We start from the raw sequence: 25,236 nt of genomic DNA, 5'->3' as shown, positions 1-25,236 counted from the left end.
ATTTAATCAACTACCTGTATATCTTCTGTTTACTTGAAACCTTTCTATAAATACAATCGTAACTATTTATAAAGAGGTGATAAAAAATGAATCCACCAGACAAAAAATGTGCTCAATGTGAAGGAACATCATTTGCCCAAGGAAGTGACTACATAAATATCCGACCACTAGTTAAAAAGTATACAATTGGTTCTGAAAAAATTTATACATTCTGCTTAGATTGCGGGGAGGTACTATCAATTAAGATTTCGAATCCAAGTAAATTTAAAGCAAGGGTTTTTTAGCACCTTAAATGGTGCTTTTTATACGACGTTTCCTACTTTACTGTATCAGACTATCAATAGCGATTTCATATGAGATCGGCCATCAAGCTTAACAATTTCCCCTTGTACAGGATCTCTTTGCCACAACAATATTAATACCACAGCTTTTACCCTATGCTCCTCAACTACTCCATTTCCCAGCTCTTCTAATTCAAATTCATCCATTGAAGGTCGTAGTGGCTTTGACTTTTTTGGCATTTTCACTCCCATGTTTAAGCTTCGCTCTTTACGTTCCTAACTGGACAAATCGATAAGAATTTACATATCTTAATATGTCCTCTGCTGAAAAATGAAATGGCAAGGATTCTTTATGAGTGAACATACCGAATTACTTAAGCAGTTACCAGCCAAATATGAAAAGTAAAAAGGCCGGAATTAGATAAGCAAGAACTTCAAGAAATACAGATAATAACGATGGAATCATTAAACTACACCCTTACAATCAAAATGACCTTTTGGGTTGATGGATTCACAAAACCTTATGAAGGCATTGTCGGTAAAATTGATCATATTAATATGTACCTTTACTTAAAAACGAACGATTTAAAAATCTTAAAATTTCATATTGATGAAGTGATATCAGTCGAAAGGGTTTAACAACATGACTAGGATTAATGAAGCTGATCGTGATTTTCTTGAGCAACTATATACTTACCAATGATTATTATTATCTTTGAAAGAGATTTAAAGATCATTGAAAAGTCCTTGTTTTAGATTAAATTAAGAAGGTTCAGCGTGATCTGAAAGAAGTAAAAGATAAATTGAGAAAAGGAAATATGAGAGTAAACCAAATTGGACATGATGAATCGTTAACTATGTATGAGTTTCAATATAAAGGATATTATGATTAGCATAATTATTTTAATCCTAGGATTAGGAATAAATGTGAGGAACTTTTCAGCTTTTACTTAGCAAATAACTAAACGAGACTTATTTTTTGTTAAACGGAACAGTTTTATTTAAGTGAAATACTTCACATAAAAATACTAATAAACACAATTCAATAGTTGACTAAAGCAATCATATTGCGTTATCATTTTTATTATAGTTGCTAAAGTCAATCATTTTAATAAAGGGGGTTGTTCATATTATGCAAGCTACTGTTCCAATCGTATCTGAAGTTAGAAAATTTAATCGGTTTTATACAAAGGTTCTTGGTTTGCTGAACCAGCAAGTATACGATAGTCCTTTTTCATTAACTGAAACAAGGATATTATTTGAAATTAATAGTACAAGTAATTGTACAGCAAAGTTTTTGCAAGAAGAACTGGATTTAGATCGTGGATATGTAAGTAGAATCCTAAAACGTTACGAAGAACTAGAGATAATCTTTAAGCAGAAAGGGAAGAATGATGGGCGTACATATTATATTCATTTAACCGAAAAAGGGCAGATAATTTACCATGAACTAGAAATGAAAGCCGAACAACAGGTCAAATCTCTTCTAAAAAATATAGAACCGAAAAAACAGCAGAACCTCATAGAATCAATGAGAATAATTGAAATGATTTTATCGGAGATTATTAATCAATATAAATCCGAAATTTCTATCCGCGATGAATATACAGAGGAAGACAAAGAAACTATTATTGAAAGGCAAAGAGCATTTTATAGTGAGACTTTTGGGTTTGATGAAACCTTTTCAGATTATCTACACCATTCCTTTGAGGGGAAAATTAAAAAAATTTGGATTGCAGAGGATAACGGAAAATTTGCAGGTTGTGTGGGATTAGTCGAGGATAATGAAACAACAGCTTTGTTAAGGTGGTTCATTGTCGATCCATCCATTCGTGGAAAAGGAATAGGAACAAAATTAGTTCAAACATTACTTAAATACTGCAAAGAGCAACAATATGAAAGAGTGTATTTATGGACAGTAAGTAGTTTGCCAGTGGCTAGACGATTATATGCTAAATTTGGATTTAAAATCACTAAGACAAAAGAGGAACAATTATTGTGGGGGCAAAGAATCGTGGAAGAACGATGGGATTTAGAATTGAAGTAACTCGACTTAGTTGATAGTTGCCACTAGTTAATCGAGGAGTTGTCCGTTAATAAAAGGAGAACTCCTTTTATTATGTTGCTAAAGTAGCAGCATTCCTGTATTAAATGGACTGTAAAAGGATATCTTTGTGAAGAAATGCACTTAAGCTTAGGTGCTTTAGTTAAAATGCTCCCCTTGAATGAGAGGGCTTTGTTGTTACTTCACTCTTAAATTCTGACCAACATAAATCGTATACTTGAGTCTATTTTATTCCATTCGCGAATTTGCTTAATCGTACTGCCATATTTCTTAGCAGGTGCAGCTATTGTATCACCTTTTACGACCTTATGATACTTTGCACCTGCTGTAATGTTTAGTTTGCTACTAATTTTTAAAGCTTCTTCCTTAACATTCTGATTTTATTTCTTTAAGTTCACTACAGTAGTACCGTATTTTTTAGATAAACACAGAAAGTATCTCCCTTTACCCGCACTCATTAAGACATACCCATACATCTCTTTTAGCTGAGGCTGGAGTTGAGTTACTTCAGATCATGGACCGTTTAGGTCATACAGAAGATTCAACGACAACTCAAGTATATTTGCATATAACAAAAGACCGAAAAAAAGAGGCTTCGCAAAAGTTCGGAGAACTAATGAGAAGCCTCTGATATTCTATCAATATGGCACCTATTTAATGGTGCCGATGGTGTGAACGTTGATATAACAAGCTTTTAAAAGCTAGATTACATCATGCCGCCCATTCCACCCATACCGCCCATGTCAGGCATTGCAGGTGCGTTTTCTTCTGGTTTGTCAGCTACGACTGCTTCTGTTGTTAGGAACATGGCAGCAACTGAACCAGCGTTTTGTAGAGCTGAACGTGTTACTTTGGCAGGGTCAACGATACCAGCGTCGATCATGTTTACCCATTCGCCTGTTGCAGCGTTGAAGCCAGTGCCTACTTCTTCGCGTTTTAGGCGATCTACGATGATAGATCCTTCTAAACCTGCGTTGTGAGCGATTGTGCGTACTGGCTCTTCCATTGCACGTAGAACGATGTTGATACCTGTTTGAACATCGCCTTCTTCTTCTAATGCAGCAACTTTGTTGTATACGTTAAGAAGGGCAACACCACCACCAGATACCATACCTTCTTCTACAGCTGCGCGTGTAGAGTTTAGGGCATCTTCAATGCGTAGTTTACGTTCTTTAAGTTCTGTTTCTGTAGCCGCTCCAACTTTTACGACTGCTACGCCACCAGCTAGTTTAGCAAGGCGTTCTTGTAATTTTTCACGGTCGAATTCAGAAGTTGTTTCGTCCATTTGTTTACGGATTTGGTTTACGCGGCCTGCGATTTGGTCGCTTGCACCAGCACCTTCAACGATTGTTGTGTTTTCTTTTGTTACAACGACTTTAGAAGCGCGTCCTAGAGAGTCGATTGTAGCAGATTTAAGGTCACGACCTAGCTCTTCAGCGATTACTTCACCGCCAGTTAGGATAGCGATATCTTCAAGCATTGCTTTACGACGGTCACCGAATCCAGGCGCTTTAACAGCTACTGCATTGAATGTTCCACGTAATTTGTTCACTACTAATGTAGATAATGCTTCGCCTTCTACATCTTCAGCGATAAGAAGTAATGGTTTACCTTGTTGTACTACTTGCTCAAGTACTGGTAATACTTCTTGAATGCTTGCGATTTTTTTGTCAGTGATTAAGATGTAAGGATCATCTAATACTGCTTCCATTTTATCTGTATCTGTTACCATGTAAGCTGAGCTGTATCCACGGTCGAATTGCATACCTTCAACGATATCCATTTCTGTTGTGAATCCCTTAGATTCTTCGATTGTGATAACACCGTCGTTACCTACACGTTCCATAGCTTCAGCGATTAATTGTCCAACTTCTTCGTCAGCAGCAGAGATGGATGCTACTTGCGCAATAGACTCTTTGCCTTCGATTGGTTTAGAGATTGCTTGTAGCTCTTCAACTGCTGTAGCAACCGCTTTTTCGATCCCTTTACGGATACCCATTGGATTTGCACCAGCTGTTACGTTTTTCAAACCTTCACGGATCATTGCTTGCGCTAGAACCGTTGCAGTTGTTGTACCGTCACCAGCTACGTCGTTTGTTTTACTTGCTACTTCAGCAACTAGTTTCGCACCCATGTTTTCGAATGCATCTTCTAGTTCGATTTCTTTAGCAATTGTTACACCATCATTTGTAATTAATGGAGAACCGAATTTCTTCTCAAGAACCACGTTACGTCCTTTAGGTCCAAGAGTTACTTTTACTGCATCTGCAAGTGTATCCACACCACGAAGCATCGCGCGGCGAGCGTCTTCACTAAATTTAATATCTTTAGCCATTATTAAGTACCTCCTCTAATAGTTAAAAATCTTTATAATAAGTATATAGCTGTTTTTTTATTAACCGATCACAGCAAGAATGTCATTTTCACGTAAAATTAAGTATTCTGTACCTTCGTATTTCACTTCTGTTCCTGCATATTTTGAGAAGATAATAAGGTCGCCTTCTGCAACTTCTAATGCTACACGTTCACCATTTTCTAGTACACGTCCAGTACCAACTGCTACGACTTTACCTTCTTGAGGCTTTTCTTTCGCGCTATCTGGTAGTACGATACCGCTTGCAGTTTTTTCTTCCGTTTCAACAAGCTCGATAATAATTCGATCACCTAGTGGCTTCAACAAGTGAAACAACCTCCTCAATTCATTCAAAAATTATTTTATTAGCACTCGTTAGTCTTGAGTGCTAACACAATTATTATATTAATCAAAACTACTCTTTTTTGCAAGTAAGAACCTTGCAATTTTGCAAAAAAAAATGCGAACCTCTCCATTCTATACATCTTCTATTTGTTTTATGCACTTCATAAGGATGTACTATTTGAAACTAATAGTGTTTAACAGGTAAAATAAATATTAGTGTAACTTCTTTATGAATAGGAGACTAGCCATTGAAAAAAGAGTATTGGTTTATCATTATGATTTATATAGCCATGCAATTATCAGCCATCGTTGGCGTTCCTGCCATTCTTTTTCTAGGTAATATGTTAGGATACAGCTTTGATGAGGTTGCAAAAATTGCACCGCCACTCTGGATTGTCATTAGTTTTACAATTACCCTTCTCTTAACTTTGTGGTTTTTACGGAAAGAAAGCAAAGAGATGTCAATGAGGAATCAAGCACCATTATCGACTTCTATCGGGTGGGCGATTGCAGGTATTCCGCTAGCATTTATTGCTCAAACCGTTGCAGCGAATATTGAATTAATGCTCGGCATTGATATGGGGTCAGATAATACGCAGCAAATTATGTCATTAATTGAAACGTCTGCTCTTGTGATTATCGTTGTTTCCATTATTGGGCCGATTTTAGAAGAGATCATTTTCAGGAAAATCATTTTTGGTTCCTTGCATAAACGATTGAACTTCTTTTTATCAGCACTGATTAGTTCATTAATTTTCTCTCTCGCCCATGGGGAAATTGAGCACTTACTTCTTTATGCAGCGATGGGCTTTACGTTCGCGTTTTTATATGTAAAAACCAATCGTATTCTCGTACCGATCATTGCTCATGTAGCGATGAATACCTTTGTCGTTGTGATTCAATTGAATATGGATAAGCTAGAAAAATATATGACAGACTTAGAAACGGTACAAATGATTTTTAGCAGATTAGGATGATGTTAGATGAGAACACCTTTGTTCACAGGGATTATCTCCCTTCTTTTTGGATTTGTATTTATTTATTTTGCAATTATTAACCTTCAAAACGGTGGAGGTTGGGGATTTTTAACGATCTTCATTTTGATTTTTGCCACTTTTGATATTGGTGGCGGGATTAAATTAATCGCTATGCATTATCGTATGAAAAAGAAAGAGGATAAAAAATAGAGCTGACTCCATGCGGGTCAGCTCCCTTTTTATGATGGATAGTGTTTTAAGAAGTATACTAATGATTGCAATTCGACCGCCAAATCAATATGATGGATGCGAATATGGGAAGGAACCGTTAACCGCGCTGGCGTAAAGTTCAAGATTCCCTTTACATGACTTTTAACGATTCGATCCGTAATTGGTTGTGCCGCATGGGACGGTACAGTCAAAATGACAACTTGAATATGGTGCTCATCAATCAACTTTTCTAGGTCATCTAAATGACGGACAGGTACCTCTCCTACAGACGTGCCAACCCTACTTTCTGAAACATCAAATGCCACTTCAATCTTTGTATTATTATTTTTTAAAAAATTATAATTTAAAAACGCTGTACCTAGATTCCCTACACCAATTAACGCTACCTTTGTCACTTCATCTTGATCGAGTGTCTTACGGAAAAATCCTAATAAGTAATTTACGTTATATCCGTAACCTTTTTTCCCTAAAGCACCGAAATAGGAGAAATCTCGTCGAATTGTTGCAGAATCTACTTTCACCGCTTCACTTAATTCTGCTGAAGAAACTCGCTGCTTTCCTGATGCGTGTAAATTTTTCAAAAAACGATAATACAAAGGCAATCGCTTAGCTGTTGCTTGAGGGATTTTCGTTGATTCATTGGACATAGGCTCCACTCCATTCCATTTACTTAAGCCCTTCTAAAATCACCGTTTTTACCACCGGTTTTCTCTACTAAATATGTTGGTCCTATTACCATGCCTTTATCTACTGCTTTGCACATATCATATACCGTTAAAGCGGTAGCTGTAGCAGCTGTCAACGCTTCCATTTCTACTCCGGTATGCCCATTTGTTTTCACTGTACAATCAATATGTAACACATACTGATCCTCTACCTCTTCCCAATTGAAAGATATATCAATACCGGTTAAGGCGAGTGGATGACACATCGGGATGATATCAGATGTCTTTTTCGCAGCCATAATACCTGCCACTTGAGCAACAGCCAGCACATCTCCCTTTTTCATTGTGCCATCAGTAATCTTCTGATAGATTTCTTGATTTAGCTCAATACTACTATGAGCAATTGCTGTACGGGCAGTTTGTGGTTTTTCACTCACATCCACCATCTTCGCTCTGCCTTCTTCATTAAAATGTGTAAATTCAGCCATTCATAACACCTCACATGAAAATGATACACTATTTTGATTCATCTGTGTAATGTAGTTTTTTATATATTCTATCCAAATAGTGACTTTATTGCCGAACCTCACCTGATTAAGGTACACTATCACTATAACAGAGGTGAAATATAATGATATTATTACAGGTTAATCAGCTTTCGAAAAGTTTTGTGGCTGATCCTATATTAATGAATATAAAGCTTGAAGTACAAACGAGAGACCGCATTGCATTAGTTGGACGTAATGGTGCGGGAAAATCAACTCTTTTAAAAATTATTGCTGGACATATGTCCTATGATTCCGGTGAAATTATTCAATCGAAAGAAACCAAAATCGGTTATCTTGCACAAAATACAGGACTAGAATCTGAGCTATCTATTTGGGACGAAATGCTTACCGTGTTTGATTATTTGCGCAAACAAGAGAAGGAACTGCGCTTACTAGAAACACAGATGGGCGATGCAACACTCATCGAAAACAGTGAAGCTTACGATAAAATTTTAAAAACCTATGATCAAATGCAAGTCAACTTTAAAGAACAAGGTGGCTATCAATACGAGGCAGACATTCGTTCTGTACTACATGGCCTTAATTTTCAATCGTTTAGCTATGATACAAAAATTTCTGCATTAAGCGGGGGGCAAAGGACGCGACTTGCACTTGCGAAATTATTGTTAACCAAACCTGATTTACTGATTTTAGATGAGCCGACCAACCATTTAGATATTGAAACATTGTCATGGCTAGAGCAGTATCTTAGTGGTTATGATGGCGCTATTTTAATTGTCTCACATGACCGCTATTTCTTAGATAAAGTCGTCAACCAGGTATATGAACTATCACGTAACCATATTAAAAAATACGTTGGTAACTACAGCAAATATCTTGACCAAAAAGCAGCGAATTATGAACGTGACTTGAAAATGTATGAAAAACAACAAGAAGAAATTGCGAAACTAGAAGACTTTGTTCAACGCAACCTTGCCCGTGCTTCGACAACAAAGCGTGCACAAAGCCGGCGCAAGCAGCTTGAGAAGATGGAGCGAGTGGATCGTCCCCAAGGGGATGAGAAATCAGCGACATTCGGCTTTCAAATTGATCGTCAAACAGGTAATGATGTGCTAACCGCTGACTCTTTAGCAATTGGCTATCAAGAAGAAAAGATCAGTGATCACATTTCATTTCGCATGTCTCGAGGCGATTCCATTGCTTTAGTAGGTCCCAATGGTATTGGAAAGTCGACTTTATTGAAGACCCTTGTAGACAAGCTACCTGCTTTAGGTGGCACGTTTCAATATGGCTCAAATATCCGCATTGGCTATTACGACCAACAGCAAGCTGATTTGAGTTCAAATAAAACCGTATTAAACGAGCTCTGGGATGATTACCCCCTCATGCCTGAAAAAGATGTCCGTACCGTGTTAGGTAACTTCCTCTTCTCTGGAGATGATGTCCTGAAAATTGTCTCTACATTGAGTGGTGGAGAAAAAGCACGATTAGCACTAGCTAAGTTGATGTTGCAAAGAGCAAATGTCCTCATACTAGATGAGCCGACCAACCATTTAGACCTTGATAGTAAAGAAATTCTTGAAAATGCACTAATTGATTTTCCAGGTACGCTCCTCTTTGTCTCTCATGACCGCTATTTTATTAATAGGATCGCAACAAAGGTGATTGAGTTATCAACAAGTGGAGCAACGGAATTTTTAGGGGATTATGATTACTATGTGGATAAAAAAGCGGAAATTGAAGAAATAGAGCTTTTTGAATCAGCAGACCTGCCACAAGAAAGTATCACTAAACCAGAAAAGCAAAGTTATCAACAAGATAAAGAAGCGAAGAAACTAGAAAGACAACGAAAAAGAAGGCTAACAGAAATTGAACAATTAATCGAAGAGTTAGAAGCGCAAATTGAAACTTACGATGAACAACTCTGTGACCCTGAAATCTTCCAGGACCACGAGAAAGTCCTCGAGATTACAACTAAAAATGAGGCTATAAAAGCACAACTCGAGCGGTTACTTGAAGAATGGAGCGATTTGGGAGATTTAATGTAATTAAACGTAGCTGGGGATAATTTAATTATCCCCAGCTTTTCTTTCTACAAGTAAATTTGTCCACATTTTTATTCACAGCACAAACGGATTAACAATAGGTGAAACAACACTTTTCCACATTATCCACAATTTTTATGATACTTATCAACAAAAACTCTGAAAATTTTAATATTATCCACAATATGATATGCCACCAATACTATACTTGATATTGTGAATAACTTTCTGTCATCACTAAAAATAAAAAGACTAGTGAATAGATGATCATGATTCACTAGTCTTCATTATTATTGTTGAAACTGTATATCTAACCCTGGGTTTGCATTCATACTCATATCTGAGAACATCCCTTTTTCGAACATAATTGCACCCACTGCAGCAATCATCGCTGCATTATCTGTGCATAAATGTAATGGCGGAATGACTAAGTCTATCTCTTCCTTATTCTTAAAGGTCTCTGTTAATGCTTCACGAAGTCCTTTATTTGCTGCAACGCCACCTGCTAATAGTAGTTGTTTCACATCATATGCCTCTACTGCTTTTAAGGTCTTGGTCACTAATACCTCAATGACGCTTTCTTGAAAGCTCGCTGCTAAATCCTCTGGTAAGATGGTCTCACCACGTTGTTCAGCATTATGCACTGTGTTGATAACGGCAGACTTCAATCCACTGAAACTAAAATCAAAGGAGCCTTCTTCTAGCCACGCACGAGGAAGCTTAATTGTCGCTTCTCCTTCATGGGCAAGGCGATCAATATGTGGCCCACCTGGATATGGCATATTTAGAACTCGCGCTACTTTATCATATGCTTCTCCAGCAGCATCATCACGTGTTTCGCCAATAACTTCAAAATCACCATGTGCTTTCATATAAACGAGCTCTGTATGGCCCCCGGAAACGACTAATGCAAGCGCCGGGAAAGTCATTTCTTTAATTAAGCGATTGGCATAAATATGCCCTGCTATATGGTGCACCCCAATAAGTGGCTTTTGATGAGCAAAGGCAATCGCCTTCGCTGCATTTACACCGACAAGTAGGGCACCCACTAACCCTGGACCCTCTGTCACAGCAACTGCATCGATATCGTTCATCGTCATACTCGCTTTATTTAACGCTTCTTCTAACACAATGGTCATTTGTTCTACATGATGCCTTGAAGCGATTTCTGGTACAACCCCGCCAAACCTTTTATGACTTTCAATTTGAGAAGCGACAACATTAGCGTTGATCTCTCTACCATTTTTAATGATGGCTACTGCTGTTTCATCACAGCTTGTTTCTATCCCTAATATATATTGATCTTTTTTCATTTTATATTCACCCACATTACTAAAGCATCTTCATGATTATCCGAATAATAATTTTTTCTAATTCCGCCTTCTTGAAAACCTAGCTTGCTATACAACCGTCTTGCTATCATGTTACTCACCCTTACTTCTAGGGTCAATTTAAGGGCACCCATTTCTTTTACAACATCCATCAGCTGGACCATTAACGCCTCGCCAAGTTTCTTCCCTCTATATCTGGGTAGTATCGCTACATTTGTTACATGGGCCTCGTCTGTAACCACCCATGCCCCACCGTATCCTATCAATTCTTCTCCGTCTTCTAATACAACGTAGACCGAGAATTGGTTCAATGTCATTTCATTATAAAAGGCCTCTCTACTCCAAGGTGAAGAAAAAGATGCCTGTTCTACTTTTAATACTTCATCAATATCATCTTCGTTCATTAACCGAAACGTTAATTTACTGGTCATTGGAGCTTGCTCCCTTTCGTAGCTTCAATCCATTTTGCCTCTGCCTCAGCAAGACGGATATAATTAGGGACAAAATTGTGGATATCAACAGCTTCCTTATCTCTACCTAAAATGGCCAATTCAGAAGGACGAGGATTTTGTTCGGTTACACGTGCAAAATATGCCCGATCCCCTAAGTCTGCTTTAATTTGTTCCTTGTGTATGGATAAATCATTACCGACAAATAAAACCGGTTCTTCTCTATTTAATAAACGTTGCGTCCAATTAACGGTCAACGTTAGATGATCCGATGCTAGATCTAATAACCGACTCTCTTGAAATTGATATAAACCAGTATAAATCTGACCTCTTCTCGCATCAAATAACGGTGAAATGACACCGTTAAAATAACTACCTGCACTTGCTGCCAAAACAGCTAGACTCGATACGCCTGAAAGAGGTATATTCAACGTCCAAGCTAATGTTTTAGCTATGGTTACACCAATTCTTACCCCCGTATATGAACCGGGTCCTTCTGCGACAACAATCTTTTCTATATCTTGTGGCAACGTATCGCAATCCTTTAAAAGCATTTCTATCGCGGGCATTACACGAACTGAGTGATTCTTTTTGATATTCGTGATATATTCCCCTATAATTTTGTCGTCATCTACTAGAGCGATCCCTAGTGTATAATTTGACGTGTCTATAGCTAATATTTTCATTTTACTAACTCCTCACACAGCTTCACATAGCGTTTTCCTTTTGGATGGAGCGCTATTCTTCGTTCTTCATTTCCGGTATAATGGATTACAATTTTTAACCTTTCTTCTGGCAGTTGGTCTTCTATTAGATGAGCCCATTCCACGACGGTCACACCTTGCCCATGAAAATACTCATCAAACCCAAGATCTTCATCGCCATCCTCCACCCGGTAAACATCCATATGGTACAAAGGTAGACGACCATTATATTCCTTTATAATAGTGAATGTAGGGCTATTCACATTTCGTTCAATACCAAGGCCTAACGCAAGCCCTTTCGTAAATGTTGTTTTACCTGCCCCTAAATTACCTTCTAATAAAATGACATCACCTGCAGCTGCTTTTTCTCCTAACCTCTTTGCAAATGCCATTGTTTCTTCCGTATTTTTTGTATTCCACTGGAATTGATCCATTTTATCACCTACATTTGGTCTTTCATTTATTTACAATAATAATGACACATATACATGTAGTTTACATGATTTTTTCATAGACATCAAAGAACACTTTGATTTGTCGGGACAGTAACCTTTTGCGCGCATTCCTTGCTCTTTTTCTCTTTGTCTTGCGTGTATCTTCCTTATGCACGCAATTCCCGGCTCTTTTTCTCTTTCTTTTGCGCGTATCTTCCTGTTGCGCGCAATTCCGGGCTCTTTTTCTCTTTCTCTTGCGCGTATCTTCCTTTTACGCGCAATTCCCGGCTCTTTTTCTCTTTCTCTTGCGCGTATCTTCCTGTTACACGCAATTCCCGGCTCTTTTTCTCTTTCTTTTGCGCGTATCTTCCTTTTGCGCGCAATTCCGGGCTCTTTTTCTTTTTCTTTTGCGCGTTTCTTCCTTTTGCGCGCAATTCCTTGCTCTCTTTCTTTTTCTTTTGCGCGTATCTTCCTTTTACGCGCAATTCCTTGCTCTTTTTCTTTTTCTTTTGCGCGTATCTTCCTTTTGCGCGCAATTCCCGGTTCTCTTTCTCTTTCTCTTTCGTGTATCTTCCTTTTACGCGCAATTCCTTGCTCTTTTTCTCTTTCTCTTGCGTATCTCCCTTTTACGCGCAATTCCTTGCTCTCTTTCTTTTTCTTTTGCGCGTTTCTTCCGTTCCCGCCTAAAACTTTTCAACACTATCTTTTGCCTGTATCTACTATTTAACGGTTATTTCCGTAGAGGCAACTAAAAATAGTTGTTTTTAGAAATTACTTAACATATTTTTGGTTTACGCATCCTAATTTGCATTTGTTTTTTGACAAAAAGAAAACCCGCCTAATGGCGAGCTAAAGTGATAGTTTCTCTAGTAATATACAATATGATGGATAAACTGATCATTACAGCTATTGGGATAGATTAAACGTAAGGATTTTTGTAAATAATAATGCGTTATATCTCTATCAAGGACTTACAAATTAGTCATGATGTACTTTTTTACGAGGCACAAAACAATTCTACTTGAACCTATAGAACCTAAGTTTTCTACACAAAAAAAACGAAACAAGTTCCCTGTTTCGATACGTTTCACATATAAAATTAAACTGGCGGTCCGGACGGGACTCGAACCCGCGACCTCCTGCGTGACAGGCAGGCATTCTAACCAACTGAACTACCGGACCAGATTGCGGGGGCAGGATTTGAACCTGCGACCTTCGGGTTATGAGCCCGACGAGCTACCGAACTGCTCCACCCCGCGATAATATTATTTTATAAAAATCATATGCCCGGCAACGTCCTACTCTCACAAGGGGACAGCCCCTAACTACCATCGGCGCTGAGAAGCTTAACTTCCGTGTTCGGTATGGGAACGGGTGTGACCTTCTCGCTATCGCCACCGGACTATGAAATTGTAAGGGAATCGTTCCCTCAAAACTAGGTAATGTTGAAGAAGATATTTATTGAGTAATCGCCTATGCGTTGCTGATGCGACTACTTACGTAGTGCTGTCTAGCTGCGGCGCCTAGGTGCTCGAGGTCATAAGCCAAATTTGTCATGAGGTTAAAGAACAACCTCCTGTCAAATTCGTCTTATGCTTGTCGCACCTGGGCAAGGCGCCTCCGCATTTCGAATTGGTTAAGTCCTCGATCGATTAGTATTAGTCAGCTACATGTGTCGCCACACTTCCACCTCTAACCTATCAACCTGATCATCTTTCAGGGATCTTACTAGCTTGCGCTATGGGAAATCTCATCTCGAGGGGGGCTTCATGCTTAGATGCTTTCAGCACTTATCCCTTCCGCACATAGCTACCCAGCGATGCCTTTGGCAAGACAACTGGTACACCAGCGGTGCGTCCATCCCGGTCCTCTCGTACTAAGGACAGCTCCTCTCAAATTTCCTGCGCCCACGACGGATAGGGACCGAACTGTCTCACGACGTTCTGAACCCAGCTCGCGTACCGCTTTAATGGGCGAACAGCCCAACCCTTGGGACCGACTACAGCCCCAGGATGCGATGAGCCGACATCGAGGTGCCAAACCTCCCCGTCGATGTGGACTCTTGGGGGAGATAAGCCTGTTATCCCCGGGGTAGCTTTTATCCGTTGAGCGATGGCCCTTCCATGCGGAACCACCGGATCACTAAGCCCGACTTTCGTCCCTGCTCGACTTGTAGGTCTCGCAGTCAAGCTCCCTTGTGCCTTTACACTCTACGAATGATTTCCAACCATTCTGAGGGAACCTTTGGGCGCCTCCGTTACTCTTTAGGAGGCGACCGCCCCAGTCAAACTGCCCACCTGACACTGTCTCCCATCCCGATAAGGGATGTGGGTTAGAATTTCAATACAGCCAGGGTAGTATCCCACCGACGCCTCCACCGAAGCTAGCGCTCCGGCTTCTAAGGCTCCTACCTATCCTGTACAAGCTGTACCAAAATTCAATATCAGGCTACAGTAAAGCTCCACGGGGTCTTTCCGTCCTGTCGCGGGTAACCTGCATCTTCACAGGTACTATAATTTCACCGAGTCTCTCGTTGAGACAGTGCCCAGATCGTTACGCCTTTCGTGCGGGTCGGAACTTACCCGACAAGGAATTTCGCTACCTTAGGACCGTTATAGTTACGGCCGCCGTTTACTGGGGCTTCGATTCAAAGCTTCGCGTGAGCTAACCTCTCCTCTTAACCTTCCAGCACCGGGCAGGCGTCAGCCCCTATACTTCGCCTTGCGGCTTCGCAGAGACCTGTGTTTTTGCTAAACAGTCGCCTGGGCCTATTCACTGCGGCTCATCAAGGCTTTAACACCCTAATGAGCACCCCTTCTCCCGAAGTTACGGGGTCATTTTGCCGAGTTCCTTAACGAGAGTTCTCTCGCTCACCTTAGGATTCTCTCCTCGCCTACCTGTGTCGGTTTGCGGTACGGGCACCTTATTCCTCGCTAGAGGCTTTTCTTGGCAGTGTGGAATCAAGAACTTCGGTACTAAATTTCCCTCGCTATCACAGCTCAAGGTATATGACCATGGGATTTGCCTCATGGTCCCTCTAACTGCTTAGACGCACATCCAATAGTGCGCTTACCCTATCCTCCTGCGTCCCCCCATCACTCAAACAGAATACGGTGGTACAGGAATATCAACCTGTTGTCCATCGCCTACGCTTTTCAGCCTCGGCTTAGGTCCCGACTAACCCTGAGCGGACGAGCCTTCCTCAGGAAACCTTAGGCATTCGGTGGATGGGATTCTCACCCATCTTTCGCTACTCATACCGGCATTCTCACTTCTAAGCGCTCCACCAGTCCTTACGGTCTAGCTTCAACGCCCTTAGAACGCTCTCCTACCACTGAACATCAACGATGTTCAATCCACAGCTTCGGTGATACGTTTAGCCCCGGTACATTTTCGGCGCGGAGTCACTCGACCAGTGAGCTATTACGCACTCTTTAAATGGTGGCTGCTTCTAAGCCAACATCCTGGTTGTCTAAGCAACTCCACATCCTTTTCCACTTAACGTATACTTTGGGACCTTAGCTGGTGGTCTGGGCTGTTTCCCTCTTGACTACGGATCTTATCACTCGCAGTCTGACTCCCATGGATAAATCTTTGGCATTCGGAGTTTGTCTGAATTCGGTAACCCGATGAGGGCCCCTAGTCCAAACAGTGCTCTACCTCCAAGATTCTTACGCATGAGGCTAGCCCTAAAGCTATTTCGGAGAGAACCAGCTATCTCCAAGTTCGATTGGAATTTCTCCGCTACCCACACCTCATCCCCGCACTTTTCAACGTACGTGGGTTCGGGCCTCCATCCAGTGTTACCTGGACTTCACCCTGGACATGGGTAGATCACCTGGTTTCGGGTCTACGACCACATACTAAATTCGCCCTATTCAGACTCGCTTTCGCTACGGCTCCGTCTGTCCAACTTAACCTCGCATGTAATCGTAACTCGCCGGTTCATTCTACAAAAGGCACGCTATCACCCATTAACGGGCTCTAACTACTTGTAGGCACACGGTTTCAGGATCTCTTTCACTCCCCTTCCGGGGTGCTTTTCACCTTTCCCTCACGGTACTGGTTCACTATCGGTCACTAGGGAGTATTTAGCCTTGGGAGATGGTCCTCCCTGCTTCCGACGGGATTTCTCGTGTCCCGCCGTACTCAGGATCCACTCTGGAGGGAACGAAGTTTCAACTACAGGGCTTTTACCTCCTATGGCGGGCCTTTCCAGACCTCTTCGTCTATCTCGTTCCTTTGTAACTCCGTATAGAATGTCCTACAACCCCAAGAGGCAAGCCTCTTGGTTTGGGCTAATCCCGTTTCGCTCGCCGCTACTCAGGGAATCGCGTTTGCTTTCTCTTCCTCCGGGTACTTAGATGTTTCAGTTCCCCGGGTCTGCCTTCCATACCCTATGTATTCAGGTATGGATCCTATCCCATAACGGATAGGGGGTTTCCCCATTCGGAAATCTCCGGATCAAAGCTTACTTACAGCTCCCCGAAGCATATCGGTGTTAGTCCCGTCCTTCATCGGCTCCTAGTGCCAAGGCATTCACCGTGCGCCCTTATTAACTTAACCATTGTTCGGCTTGCGATAAGCTACGCATTTCGGCGTCAGCTCACTCGTCAACATCCTCATGTGCACAAGACGCACACTCCGGTGTTTCCTCGCTCGCTTCCTTGAACTGCTGGCTTCTCACAACCCTCACGGTTGTGTGTTTTTAAAAAAAGTTTAGTATCTCTACTCTATTATATAGAGAGAAAATAACTAAGGTGGCGATTACTCGGTAATCTTCTTCATTACATTATCTAGTTTTCAAAGAACGATTGAATTGAGAGATTATACTCTCAAAACTGAACGAACAGTCTAACATCAAGTTAATTCCGTATATTCCTTAGAAAGGAGGTGATCCAGCCGCACCTTCCGATACGGCTACCTTGTTACGACTTCACCCCAATCATCTGTCCCACCTTAGGCGGCTGGCTCCAAAAGGTTACCCCACCGACTTCGGGTGTTACAAACTCTCGTGGTGTGACGGGCGGTGTGTACAAGGCCCGGGAACGTATTCACCGCGGCATGCTGATCCGCGATTACTAGCGATTCCGGCTTCATGTAGGCGAGTTGCAGCCTACAATCCGAACTGAGAATGGTTTTATGGGATTGGCTAAACCTCGCGGTCTTGCAGCCCTTTGTACCATCCATTGTAGCACGTGTGTAGCCCAGGTCATAAGGGGCATGATGATTTGACGTCATCCCCACCTTCCTCCGGTTTGTCACCGGCAGTCACCTTAGAGTGCCCAACTAAATGCTGGCAACTAAGATCAAGGGTTGCGCTCGTTGCGGGACTTAACCCAACATCTCACGACACGAGCTGACGACAACCATGCACCACCTGTCACTCTGTCCCCCGAAGGGGAAAGTCCTATCTCTAGGATTGTCAGAGGATGTCAAGACCTGGTAAGGTTCTTCGCGTTGCTTCGAATTAAACCACATGCTCCACCGCTTGTGCGGGCCCCCGTCAATTCCTTTGAGTTTCAACCTTGCGGTCGTACTCCCCAGGCGGAGTGCTTAATGCGTTTGCTGCAGCACTAAAGGGCGGAAACCCTCTAACACTTAGCACTCATCGTTTACGGCGTGGACTACCAGGGTATCTAATCCTGTTTGCTCCCCACGCTTTCGCGCCTCAGCGTCAGTTACAGACCAGAAAGTCGCCTTCGCCACTGGTGTTCCTCCAAATCTCTACGCATTTCACCGCTACACTTGGAATTCCACTTTCCTCTTCTGCACTCAAGTTCCCCAGTTTCCAATGACCCTCCACGGTTGAGCCGTGGGCTTTCACATCAGACTTAAGGAACCGCCTGCGCGCGCTTTACGCCCAATAATTCCGGACAACGCTTGCCACCTACGTATTACCGCGGCTGCTGGCACGTAGTTAGCCGTGGCTTTCTGGTTAGGTACCGTCAAGGTACCGGCAGTTACTCCGATACTTGTTCTTCCCTAACAACAGAGTTTTACGATCCGAAAACCTTCATCACTCACGCGGCGTTGCTCCGTCAGACTTTCGTCCATTGCGGAAGATTCCCTACTGCTGCCTCCCGTAGGAGTCTGGGCCGTGTCTCAGTCCCAGTGTGGCCGATCACCCTCTCAGGTCGGCTACGCATCGTCGCCTTGGTGAGCCGTTACCTCACCAACTAGCTAATGCGCCGCGGGCCCATCTGTAAGTGATAGCAGAACCATCTTTCAATCTAATTATATGTATAAATAGATATTATCCGGTATTAGCCCCGGTTTCCCGGAGTTATCCCAGTCTTACAGGCAGGTTGCCCACGTGTTACTCACCCGTCCGCCGCTAATCTTTGGGAGCAAGCTCCCTCAGATTCGCTCGACTTGCATGTATTAGGCACGCCGCCAGCGTTCGTCCTGAGCCAGGATCAAACTCTCCAATAAAGTGTTTGATTAGCTCATTTGCACCTATGGTGCTTTGTTGCTGATAAATCAGCTTTTTTTAGAATTACGCTTGACGTTTTACGTTCGTTCAGTTTTCAAAGAACAATCTTTTCGGTAATGGAGCGGGTGAAGGGAATCGAACCCTCATCATCAGCTTGGAAGGCTGAGGTTTTACCACTAAACTACACCCGCATTTAATTAATTTGTTGGTTTTGCATGGTCGGGAAGACAGGATTCGAACCTGCGACCCCTTGGTCCCAAACCAAGTGCTCTACCAAGCTGAGCTACTTCCCGTAAGTATATGGCGCGCCCGAGAGGAGTCGAACCCCTAACCTTTTGATCCGTAGTCAAACGCTCTATCCAATTGAGCTACGGGCGCCTTGAAGCAACTCTATTATAATATCATACTAATTTTAATGAGTCAAGTATTTTTTTAAATCTTTTTGGTGCGGCCGAGAGGACTTGAACCTCCACGGGTTATTCACCCACTAGGCCCTCAACCTAGCGCGTCTGCCATTCCGCCACGACCGCATAAATTTTTTAAGATGAGCCATGAAGGACTCGAACCTTCGACCCTCTGATTAAAAGTCAGATGCTCTACCAACTGAGCTAATGGCTCATAAAAATGGCTGGGCTAGCAGGGATCGAACCTGCGAATGACGGAATCAAAATCCGTTGCCTTACCGCTTGGCTATAGCCCATTATTAAGATATGGCGGTCCGGACGGGACTCGAACCCGCGACCTCCTGCGTGACAGGCAGGCATTCTAACCAACTGAACTACCGGACCTAACCTTTAAAAAGATGACCCCTACGGGATTCGAACCCGTGTTACCGCCGTGAAAGGGCGGTGTCTTAACCGCTTGACCAAGGGGCCATAACATAAAAAAAGAAAAACAAATATGTATATAAGAATGGCGGAGAAGGAGGGATTTGAACCCTCGCGCCAGTTGCCCGACCTACACCCTTAGCAGGGGCGCCTCTTCAGCCACTTGAGTACTTCTCCAAAATGGCTCCGCAGGTAGGATTCGAACCTACGACCGTTCGGTTAACAGCCGAATGCTCTACCACTGAGCTACTGCGGAATATGTTAAAAGAGAATATGTAGTCAACAAGCACTGCCTTATCGACTCTTTAAATTATAATTACCACCATGTAAAAAGTCAAGCATGAATTTCAATTATTTTTATCAGTAGATATTAACACTAATTTGCCCATACATTGGCCACATCTATACTTGTTTGTGTTTATTCGACGTTTCCTTCTATAGAGTTGATTGCACTGGTTGCATTTATACATAATGTAAGAAACTTTCTGAGGTAAAGACGAACAATGCCTCGGTGCACCTACTTTAGCCATTAGCCTCCGGAAATCACTATCTCGATGTTGATAGCCTGCTCCAGCCAAATGCAGATGGTAATGACATAGTTCATGTTTAATAATACCAACTAATTCTTCCATTCCTAGATGCTGATAATATGTCGGATTAATTTCAATGCGATGATCAGTCAGCATATATCGTCCTCCGGTTGTTCTTAATCTACTATTGAATTTCGCTGTATGACGAAAAGGAAGATCGAACCACCTCAAAGATACTTCTTCAACTAACCTTTGTAATTCCTTATCACTCATTTCTTCACTCCTTTCAAGGATAAAATTAGCACGTGACAACCTATAAGCGCATACAATTGATATACATTAGCATAGCATAAAGGACCGTGGAAAGTGAGAGAAAGGAGGCTATTCCATGCCTGTTTGGTTACAGAACCAAATGAAACGTGCTTTCTTAGAGAAGGACCGTTATCAAATCAAATTATTGAATCAATGCTGGTACTTTTATAGAAAGAAGCATTGTTCTGGTACGTAGAAAACTCCTTCTCAAACCCACAATGATTTACATAAAAAGCCGTTGGAAAAATCCCACGGCTTTTTATGCTTATTTATTGACCTTGTTGGAGCATGGTTAACGCCACTCTGCCTTTTTGTTGATCAACCGAATCGACCCATACAGTCACAACATCACCAACAGATACGACATCTAACGGATGTTTCACAAACCGATTACTTAGCTTTGAGATATGGACTAAACCATCTTGCTTCACGCCAATATCTACAAAAGCTCCGAAATCAACTACATTTCGGACGGTCCCTTGAAGTTCCATCCCTTCCTTCAAATCATCCAGCTTTAATACTTCTTTCTTTAATAGCGGAGCAGGTAATTCATCCCTAGGGTCTCGACCAGGTTTCATTAATGCATCAATTATATCCTTGAGCGTTAATTCACCAATATTTAATTCTTCTGCTGTTTCTTTTATAGATAACTGGCTTAACGCTTCTATTAATTGTGCAGAGCCTAAATGGTTAGAATTCATCTTTAACATTTTAAGCAATTTACTTACTTCCCCATAGGTTTCAGGGTGAATCGATGTTCTGTCTAATGCTTCCTCTCCATCAACAATTCGCAAGAATCCAATGGCTTGCTCGTACGTCTTCGCGCCTAAGCGAGGAATTTTCTTTAATTGTTTCCGATTAGTAAATTTGCCTTCTTCTTCTCTTTTCTTAACAATATTCGTTGCGACAGCCTTCGATAAACCAGCTACATGTTGTAATAGTGACGGAGAAGCTGTATTCACATTCACTCCAACTTGGTTTACAGCCGTCTCGACAACAAAATCTAATGATTCCGTTAACCTTTTTTGAGAGACATCATGTTGGTATTGACCGACACCAACTGATTTAGGGTCAATTTTTACTAGTTCAGCAAGTGGATCTTGTAGTCTCCTCCCGATTGAAACAGCGCTTCTTTCTTCAACTTGAAAGTCAGGGAATTCTTCACGTGCAATATCAGATGCGGAATAGACACTTGCCCCCGCTTCATTTACGATTAAATAATAGATTTCTTCATTCAATTCTTTCAGCAAGTCAGCAATAAACTGTTCTGTCTCTCTTGATGCCGTTCCATTACCTATAGCCACCATCTTCACTTCATATGCTTTGAGCATGGAAAGGACTTTGTCTTTGGCTACACCTAATTTAGAAACAGGCGGATGAGGATAGATAACATCAATCTTTAATACCTTACCTGTTTCATCAATGACCGCTAATTTGCAGCCTGTACGATAAGCTGGATCTACCGCAAGGACGACTTTCCCTTTTAGTGGTGGTTGTAAAAGGAGATTCTTAAGATTTTCAGAGAAAATTTTAATCGCCTGTTCCTCACCTTTTTCGGTTAGTTCAGCCCTTAATTCTCTTTCAATTGATGGTTGAATTAAGCGTTTATAACCATCTTCAATCGCTTCTTCCACAAATGGTGCATTGATATGTTTTGATACAGTGATCCATTTTCGGTTTAAATACTGTAAAATTGGCTCTTGTTCCACCTTAATACTGACTTTAAGTACGCCTTCTTTTTCCCCACGATTTAATGCTAGTATACGGTGAGGAACAATTTTACCTACGTTTTCACTATATTCATAATACATCTCATACACATGCTTTTCGTCGATGCTTTCATCTTTAACAGCTGATTCAATAATTCCTTGTTTATAGGTTTTTTCGCGAATCCATTTCCTACTTTGCGCATCATCAGATACCATTTCTGCAATAATATCTCGCGCCCCCTGAAGTGCTTCTTCAACTGTTGTGACACCTTTTTCCTCATTTAGGAAGTGTGTTGCTTTTTCTTCAGGCGTATCATCATTTTGATAGGATAATAACCAAGTAGCTAATGGTTCTAGCTCTTTTTCTTTCGCTACGGTTGCTTTTGTTCTTCTTTTTTGTTTGTACGGACGATATAAATCTTCTACTTCCTGCAATTTCTCCGCTTTTTCTATTTGATTAGATAATTCCGGGGTTAATTTCCCTTGCTCTTCTATTAACCTAAGTACTTCTTGTTTTCTCTGCTTCACGTTTTGTATGTATTGCCATCTTTCAACAATATCTTTGATTTGTACTTCATTTAACGCACCGGTCATTTCTTTTCGATAACGCGCAATAAACGGAACGGTATTTCCTTCTTCAATTAACGCGATGGTTCGATCAATTTGTTTTGTGGATAATGAAAATTCTTTTGCTATTCGTCCAAAAATATCTTTCTTATCATCCATGTCTCTTCACCTTCCTGAGTGCAAACTGTACTATTGCTTTATTCTACCAAAATTTTAAAGGTAAAGCATTTTTGGCTATAGCCCCGTCTTGATTCATGTTTTAAAGAGCAAAAAAAAGCTTGCTGATTGAAACAATCATTGCAAGCTTCCGATTATAAATGTTGCATCGTCTATAAGATTCATGTTCTGCGCCCTAATTAACTTCGCAGTTGCTTCGATTGGTAAATATTTATTCATCAGTTTTTTTATACCAGAAATGGGGTATCCATCTGAAAACATCAAGAATTTAATTCCGTTTGTATAATCAAAACGGTGAATTTTAAATGCTTGACGCTTTCCTGACAAATAACCCGATGTTGGCAGTGGGTAAATGAGCTTCTCAGTATCTCCATAAAAGAAAAAACGAATATTTCCAGTACAACAGTAGGCTAATTCTTTTGTGTGAAAATTAATCTTAATCACACCTACTGCAGCGCCTCTTTTATGTAAAAGTGACTGATTACTTAAATCCATAATGGTTGAAATATCTAAATCGTGATTTTCTCTAACGGTATTGACAACAGCAGATGAAGCTTCATTTGCATATTCTCCACTACCTAAACCATCAGCTAATACACAAATAAAATAATCATCAGTTGTGTGATAATAAAAAGAATCACCACAAACGGACTGACCACGTTTAGCAAGCTGATCGGTAATGACGTCCATTTGATGTGGATCATTCATCATAGAATATACTCCGAACCTTCATTTTCAGCATGGATGGCTTCTTGCAATTTTTTAATTGCTCTTCTTTGCAGCCTTGATACATGCATTTGAGAAATATCCAGTCTTTCCCCTGTTTCTTTTTGGCTTAGATTTTCTAGGAATGTAAACTGGATAACTTGTTTCTCTCGATCTGATAAAACATGCAACACTTTTTCAAGTACGAGCATTTGATTGACTTTTTCATAGCCATCATCCACATTACCGACAATATCCAGGAGCGTAACAGTACCACCGTCGGAATCAGCTTCAATGGAATGGTCAACTGATAACGCCTGATAACTTTTGCCCATCTCCATTGCTTCTAAAACTTCTTCTTCTGTTACTTCTAGAGCATCCGCAATTTCCTCGACCTTAGGCGAACGTTGCAAAGTAGTTGTTAATTCTTCCGCCGTAGCTTTGATCTTTGGCCCTAATTCTTTTATTCGTCTCGGTACATGCACGCTCCAGGTTTTGTCGCGTAAGAAACGTTTAATCTCACCGATGATTGTCGGAATAGCAAATGCTTCAAACGTTTTGCCAAAAGAAGCGTCATATCTACGAATCGCACCAAGTAGTCCAATCACACCTACTTGAACAATATCTTCGTGATAAGGTCTACCTTTAGAGTATTTTCGTGCGATGGATTCAACCAATTTGTAATACTGTTCAACAAGTTGTTCCTGTGCGTATTCGTCCTGATGTAATTGATATTGTTGTATGAGATCATTAATCTCTTCTTTTGATCGTTGTTTAGGTTGAGATTGCTTCTGCATCACTCTCCACCTGCTCTCCTTCTAGGTACTTAGTCATAAAGACTGTTACACCTTTTTGATGATGAATTTTCACTTCATCCATTAATGTTTCTATTAGGTAAAGGCCTAATCCTCCTTCTCGTAAAAATTCAACAGAATCATTTGCTTGATAAGGACCTGCACTGTCTCTTGCTTGTTGAAAATCCAAGCTCTCACCTTCATCCGCAACCATGACTTCTAATTTATTTTTATAAAGGCCGAATCCTACAAGCACTTCACCATTTTCGTTGTTTTTGTATGCATGCTGAACTGCATTTGTACAAGCTTCACTCGTTGCAATCTTCAAATCTTCAATTTCGTCATAGTTAAATCCCATTCTACTGGCAATACCAGATAAGGTTAATCTAATAATACCGACGTATTCCGGCTTCGATGGGATTTTCATCTCAATGTAGTCGTACGACTCGGTCATTTCTTTTCACCTTCCATTTTGGTGCTGATATCAATAATGTCAGCAAGACCAGTAATTTCGAACAGCCTTTTTAAACGACTAGAAAGCCCAATGATTTTAAATTGACCATCGTGCGCACGTACATTTTTGAAAAGTCCTACAAAAACACCTAAGCCGGTGCTATCCATATAGGATACACCCGAAAGGTCAACAATCATCTCCACATTATCTTTTTCAGAAAGCGGAATAAGTTCTTTCTTTAATTCTGGTGCAGTGTATACATCAATCTCTCCACCTACAGTTACCTCAGTAATATTTTGATTATGATTTACATCTATATTAATGTTCATATTTTGC

21 protein-coding genes, 12 tRNA genes, 3 rRNA genes and 2 pseudogenes are annotated in these 25,236 nt (G+C 41.0%); 7 read left to right on the top strand and 31 right to left on the bottom strand.

The features are described from left to right. Positions 1-329 precede the first annotated feature (329 nt). A complete protein-coding gene (locus MKY26_RS19950) occupies positions 330-521 on the bottom strand; it encodes a YolD-like family protein (protein WP_341098426.1) in 192 nt (63 codons plus the stop codon). 171 nt (positions 522-692) lie between these two features. Here MKY26_RS19950 and MKY26_RS23410 point away from each other — a divergent pair. The 3 genes and pseudogenes from MKY26_RS23410 to MKY26_RS19935 form a co-directional block, all read left to right on the top strand. Next, positions 693-920 (top strand): annotated as a pseudogene (locus MKY26_RS23410) (YolD-like family protein); the annotation flags it as partial. Between the two features lie 493 nt (positions 921-1,413). Further along, positions 1,414-2,328 carry a bifunctional helix-turn-helix transcriptional regulator/GNAT family N-acetyltransferase gene (locus tag MKY26_RS19945; protein WP_307318802.1) on the top strand — a complete coding sequence of 305 codons (915 nt, stop codon included), beginning with the start codon at positions 1,414-1,416 and terminating at the stop codon, positions 2,326-2,328. A gap of 460 nt (positions 2,329-2,788) precedes the next feature. Then, positions 2,789-2,977, top strand: a pseudogene (locus MKY26_RS19935) (tyrosine-type recombinase/integrase); the annotation flags it as partial. A gap of 75 nt (positions 2,978-3,052) precedes the next feature. Here MKY26_RS19935 and groL read toward each other — a convergent pair. Both groL and groES read right to left on the bottom strand, forming a co-directional pair. Beyond that, positions 3,053-4,681: a chaperonin GroEL gene (gene groL / locus MKY26_RS19930; protein WP_341098425.1), complete on the bottom strand. Its 1,629-nt coding sequence runs from the start codon at positions 4,679-4,681 to the stop codon at positions 3,053-3,055. Between the two features lie 60 nt (positions 4,682-4,741). Next, the gene (gene groES / locus MKY26_RS19925; protein ID WP_095370804.1) at positions 4,742-5,026 is read right to left on the bottom strand and encodes a co-chaperone GroES; all 285 of its coding nucleotides are present in this window, start codon (positions 5,024-5,026) and stop codon (positions 4,742-4,744) included. A 266-nt stretch (positions 5,027-5,292) separates the two neighbouring features. Between groES and MKY26_RS19920 the strand changes: the two genes are divergently transcribed. Both MKY26_RS19920 and MKY26_RS19915 read left to right on the top strand, forming a co-directional pair. Continuing rightward, positions 5,293-6,021 (top strand): CPBP family intramembrane glutamic endopeptidase, encoded by a 729-nt coding sequence (locus MKY26_RS19920; protein WP_340977548.1) that lies wholly within the window; start codon positions 5,293-5,295, stop codon positions 6,019-6,021. A 6-nt stretch (positions 6,022-6,027) separates the two neighbouring features. Beyond that, positions 6,028-6,231, top strand: a complete 204-nt coding sequence (locus MKY26_RS19915) for a DUF4305 domain-containing protein (RefSeq protein ID WP_095370806.1) — start codon at positions 6,028-6,030, stop codon at positions 6,229-6,231. Between the two features lie 29 nt (positions 6,232-6,260). Here the strand turns inward: MKY26_RS19915 and MKY26_RS19910 are convergent, their stop codons facing one another. Continuing rightward, the gene (locus MKY26_RS19910; RefSeq protein WP_095370807.1) at positions 6,261-6,899 is read right to left on the bottom strand and encodes a redox-sensing transcriptional repressor Rex; all 639 of its coding nucleotides are present in this window, start codon (positions 6,897-6,899) and stop codon (positions 6,261-6,263) included. Positions 6,900-6,922: 23 nt separating this feature from the next. Beyond that, complete coding sequence (gene moaC / locus MKY26_RS19905) at positions 6,923-7,405, bottom strand: cyclic pyranopterin monophosphate synthase MoaC (protein ID WP_095370808.1); 483 nt, start codon at positions 7,403-7,405, stop codon at positions 6,923-6,925. A 143-nt stretch (positions 7,406-7,548) separates the two neighbouring features. Between moaC and MKY26_RS19900 the strand changes: the two genes are divergently transcribed. After that, entirely contained in the window at positions 7,549-9,474 is a 1,926-nt protein-coding gene (locus tag MKY26_RS19900; RefSeq protein WP_341098424.1) for an ABC-F family ATP-binding cassette domain-containing protein, read from the top strand. Between the two features lie 287 nt (positions 9,475-9,761). Here the strand turns inward: MKY26_RS19900 and tsaD are convergent, their stop codons facing one another. The 21 genes from tsaD to MKY26_RS19795 form a co-directional block, all read right to left on the bottom strand. Beyond that, positions 9,762-10,784, bottom strand: a complete 1,023-nt coding sequence (gene tsaD / locus MKY26_RS19895; RefSeq protein ID WP_341098423.1) for a tRNA (adenosine(37)-N6)-threonylcarbamoyltransferase complex transferase subunit TsaD — start codon at positions 10,782-10,784, stop codon at positions 9,762-9,764. Further along, positions 10,781-11,233, bottom strand: coding sequence for a ribosomal protein S18-alanine N-acetyltransferase (gene rimI, locus MKY26_RS19890; protein WP_341098422.1), 453 nt, complete (start codon positions 11,231-11,233; stop codon positions 10,781-10,783). Before rimI ends, tsaD begins: the two co-directional genes overlap by 4 nt. Beyond that, positions 11,230-11,937, bottom strand: a complete 708-nt coding sequence (tsaB, locus tag MKY26_RS19885) for a tRNA (adenosine(37)-N6)-threonylcarbamoyltransferase complex dimerization subunit type 1 TsaB (protein WP_341049622.1) — start codon at positions 11,935-11,937, stop codon at positions 11,230-11,232. The genes rimI and tsaB overlap by 4 nt, the downstream gene beginning before the upstream one ends. Then, a complete protein-coding gene (gene tsaE / locus MKY26_RS19880; protein WP_341098420.1) occupies positions 11,934-12,389 on the bottom strand; it encodes a tRNA (adenosine(37)-N6)-threonylcarbamoyltransferase complex ATPase subunit type 1 TsaE in 456 nt (151 codons plus the stop codon). The genes tsaB and tsaE overlap by 4 nt, the downstream gene beginning before the upstream one ends. Positions 12,390-12,556: 167 nt before the next feature. Beyond that, positions 12,557-12,976, bottom strand: coding sequence for a hypothetical protein (locus tag MKY26_RS19875; RefSeq protein ID WP_341098418.1), 420 nt, complete (start codon positions 12,974-12,976; stop codon positions 12,557-12,559). Positions 12,977-13,494: 518 nt separating this feature from the next. After that, a tRNA-Asp gene (locus tag MKY26_RS19870) sits at positions 13,495-13,571 on the bottom strand. Between the two features lie 3 nt (positions 13,572-13,574). Continuing rightward, positions 13,575-13,648 (bottom strand) — tRNA-Met (locus MKY26_RS19865). Positions 13,649-13,674: 26 nt separating this feature from the next. Continuing rightward, positions 13,675-13,791 (bottom strand): 5S ribosomal RNA (gene rrf, locus MKY26_RS19860). 230 nt (positions 13,792-14,021) lie between these two features. Then, positions 14,022-16,955: ribosomal RNA gene (locus MKY26_RS19855) — 23S ribosomal RNA — on the bottom strand. 320 nt (positions 16,956-17,275) lie between these two features. Beyond that, positions 17,276-18,824: ribosomal RNA gene (locus MKY26_RS19850) — 16S ribosomal RNA — on the bottom strand. Together the 16S, 23S and 5S rRNA genes with 12 tRNA genes alongside form the textbook arrangement of a ribosomal RNA operon. A gap of 118 nt (positions 18,825-18,942) precedes the next feature. Further along, a tRNA-Gly gene (locus MKY26_RS19845) sits at positions 18,943-19,016 on the bottom strand. 25 nt (positions 19,017-19,041) lie between these two features. Further along, a tRNA-Pro gene (locus MKY26_RS19840) sits at positions 19,042-19,118 on the bottom strand. A gap of 8 nt (positions 19,119-19,126) precedes the next feature. Next, a tRNA-Arg gene (locus MKY26_RS19835) sits at positions 19,127-19,203 on the bottom strand. 65 nt (positions 19,204-19,268) lie between these two features. Further along, positions 19,269-19,355 (bottom strand) — tRNA-Leu (locus tag MKY26_RS19830). Between the two features lie 15 nt (positions 19,356-19,370). After that, positions 19,371-19,443: transfer RNA gene (locus MKY26_RS19825), tRNA-Lys, on the bottom strand. A gap of 7 nt (positions 19,444-19,450) precedes the next feature. Further along, positions 19,451-19,525, bottom strand: a tRNA-Gln gene (locus MKY26_RS19820). 11 nt (positions 19,526-19,536) lie between these two features. After that, positions 19,537-19,613: transfer RNA gene (locus tag MKY26_RS19815), tRNA-Asp, on the bottom strand. Between the two features lie 15 nt (positions 19,614-19,628). Then, positions 19,629-19,700, bottom strand: a tRNA-Glu gene (locus tag MKY26_RS19810). A gap of 38 nt (positions 19,701-19,738) precedes the next feature. Next, positions 19,739-19,829 (bottom strand) — tRNA-Ser (locus tag MKY26_RS19805). Positions 19,830-19,833: 4 nt separating this feature from the next. Then, a tRNA-Asn gene (locus tag MKY26_RS19800) sits at positions 19,834-19,908 on the bottom strand. A gap of 91 nt (positions 19,909-19,999) precedes the next feature. After that, a complete protein-coding gene (locus MKY26_RS19795; RefSeq protein WP_340977542.1) occupies positions 20,000-20,455 on the bottom strand; it encodes a SprT family protein in 456 nt (151 codons plus the stop codon). Positions 20,456-20,570: 115 nt separating this feature from the next. Here MKY26_RS19795 and cmpA point away from each other — a divergent pair, with 115 nt between their 5' ends. Next, on the top strand, positions 20,571-20,690 hold the full coding sequence (gene cmpA, locus MKY26_RS19790) for a cortex morphogenetic protein CmpA (RefSeq protein WP_095370816.1): 120 nt from the start codon (positions 20,571-20,573) through the stop codon (positions 20,688-20,690). A gap of 73 nt (positions 20,691-20,763) precedes the next feature. Here cmpA and MKY26_RS19785 read toward each other — a convergent pair whose 3' ends face one another. From MKY26_RS19785 to MKY26_RS19765, 5 genes are all read right to left on the bottom strand, one after another. Beyond that, complete coding sequence (locus MKY26_RS19785) at positions 20,764-22,929, bottom strand: Tex family protein (RefSeq protein WP_095370817.1); 2,166 nt, start codon at positions 22,927-22,929, stop codon at positions 20,764-20,766. 135 nt (positions 22,930-23,064) lie between these two features. Then, a complete protein-coding gene (locus MKY26_RS19780) occupies positions 23,065-23,658 on the bottom strand; it encodes a PP2C family serine/threonine-protein phosphatase (protein WP_224938125.1) in 594 nt (197 codons plus the stop codon). Further along, a complete protein-coding gene (sigB, locus tag MKY26_RS19775; RefSeq protein ID WP_095370818.1) occupies positions 23,655-24,449 on the bottom strand; it encodes an RNA polymerase sigma factor SigB in 795 nt (264 codons plus the stop codon). The genes MKY26_RS19780 and sigB overlap by 4 nt, the downstream gene beginning before the upstream one ends. Continuing rightward, positions 24,427-24,900: an anti-sigma B factor RsbW gene (gene rsbW / locus MKY26_RS19770; protein WP_095370819.1), complete on the bottom strand. Its 474-nt coding sequence runs from the start codon at positions 24,898-24,900 to the stop codon at positions 24,427-24,429. Before rsbW ends, sigB begins: the two co-directional genes overlap by 23 nt. Further along, positions 24,897-25,229 carry an anti-sigma factor antagonist gene (locus MKY26_RS19765; protein WP_095370820.1) on the bottom strand — a complete coding sequence of 111 codons (333 nt, stop codon included), beginning with the start codon at positions 25,227-25,229 and terminating at the stop codon, positions 24,897-24,899. The genes rsbW and MKY26_RS19765 overlap by 4 nt, the downstream gene beginning before the upstream one ends. Between the last annotated feature and the right edge of the window lie 7 nt (positions 25,230-25,236).

Origin of the sequence: Cytobacillus sp. FSL R7-0680 (genome assembly GCF_038009245.1) — a bacterium.
Classification (GTDB): Bacteria; Bacillota; Bacilli; order Bacillales; family Cytobacillaceae; genus Cytobacillus; species Cytobacillus kochii.
Note: the sequence above shows the minus strand (reverse complement) of the source record. Positions and strands in the feature narration are given on the sequence as shown.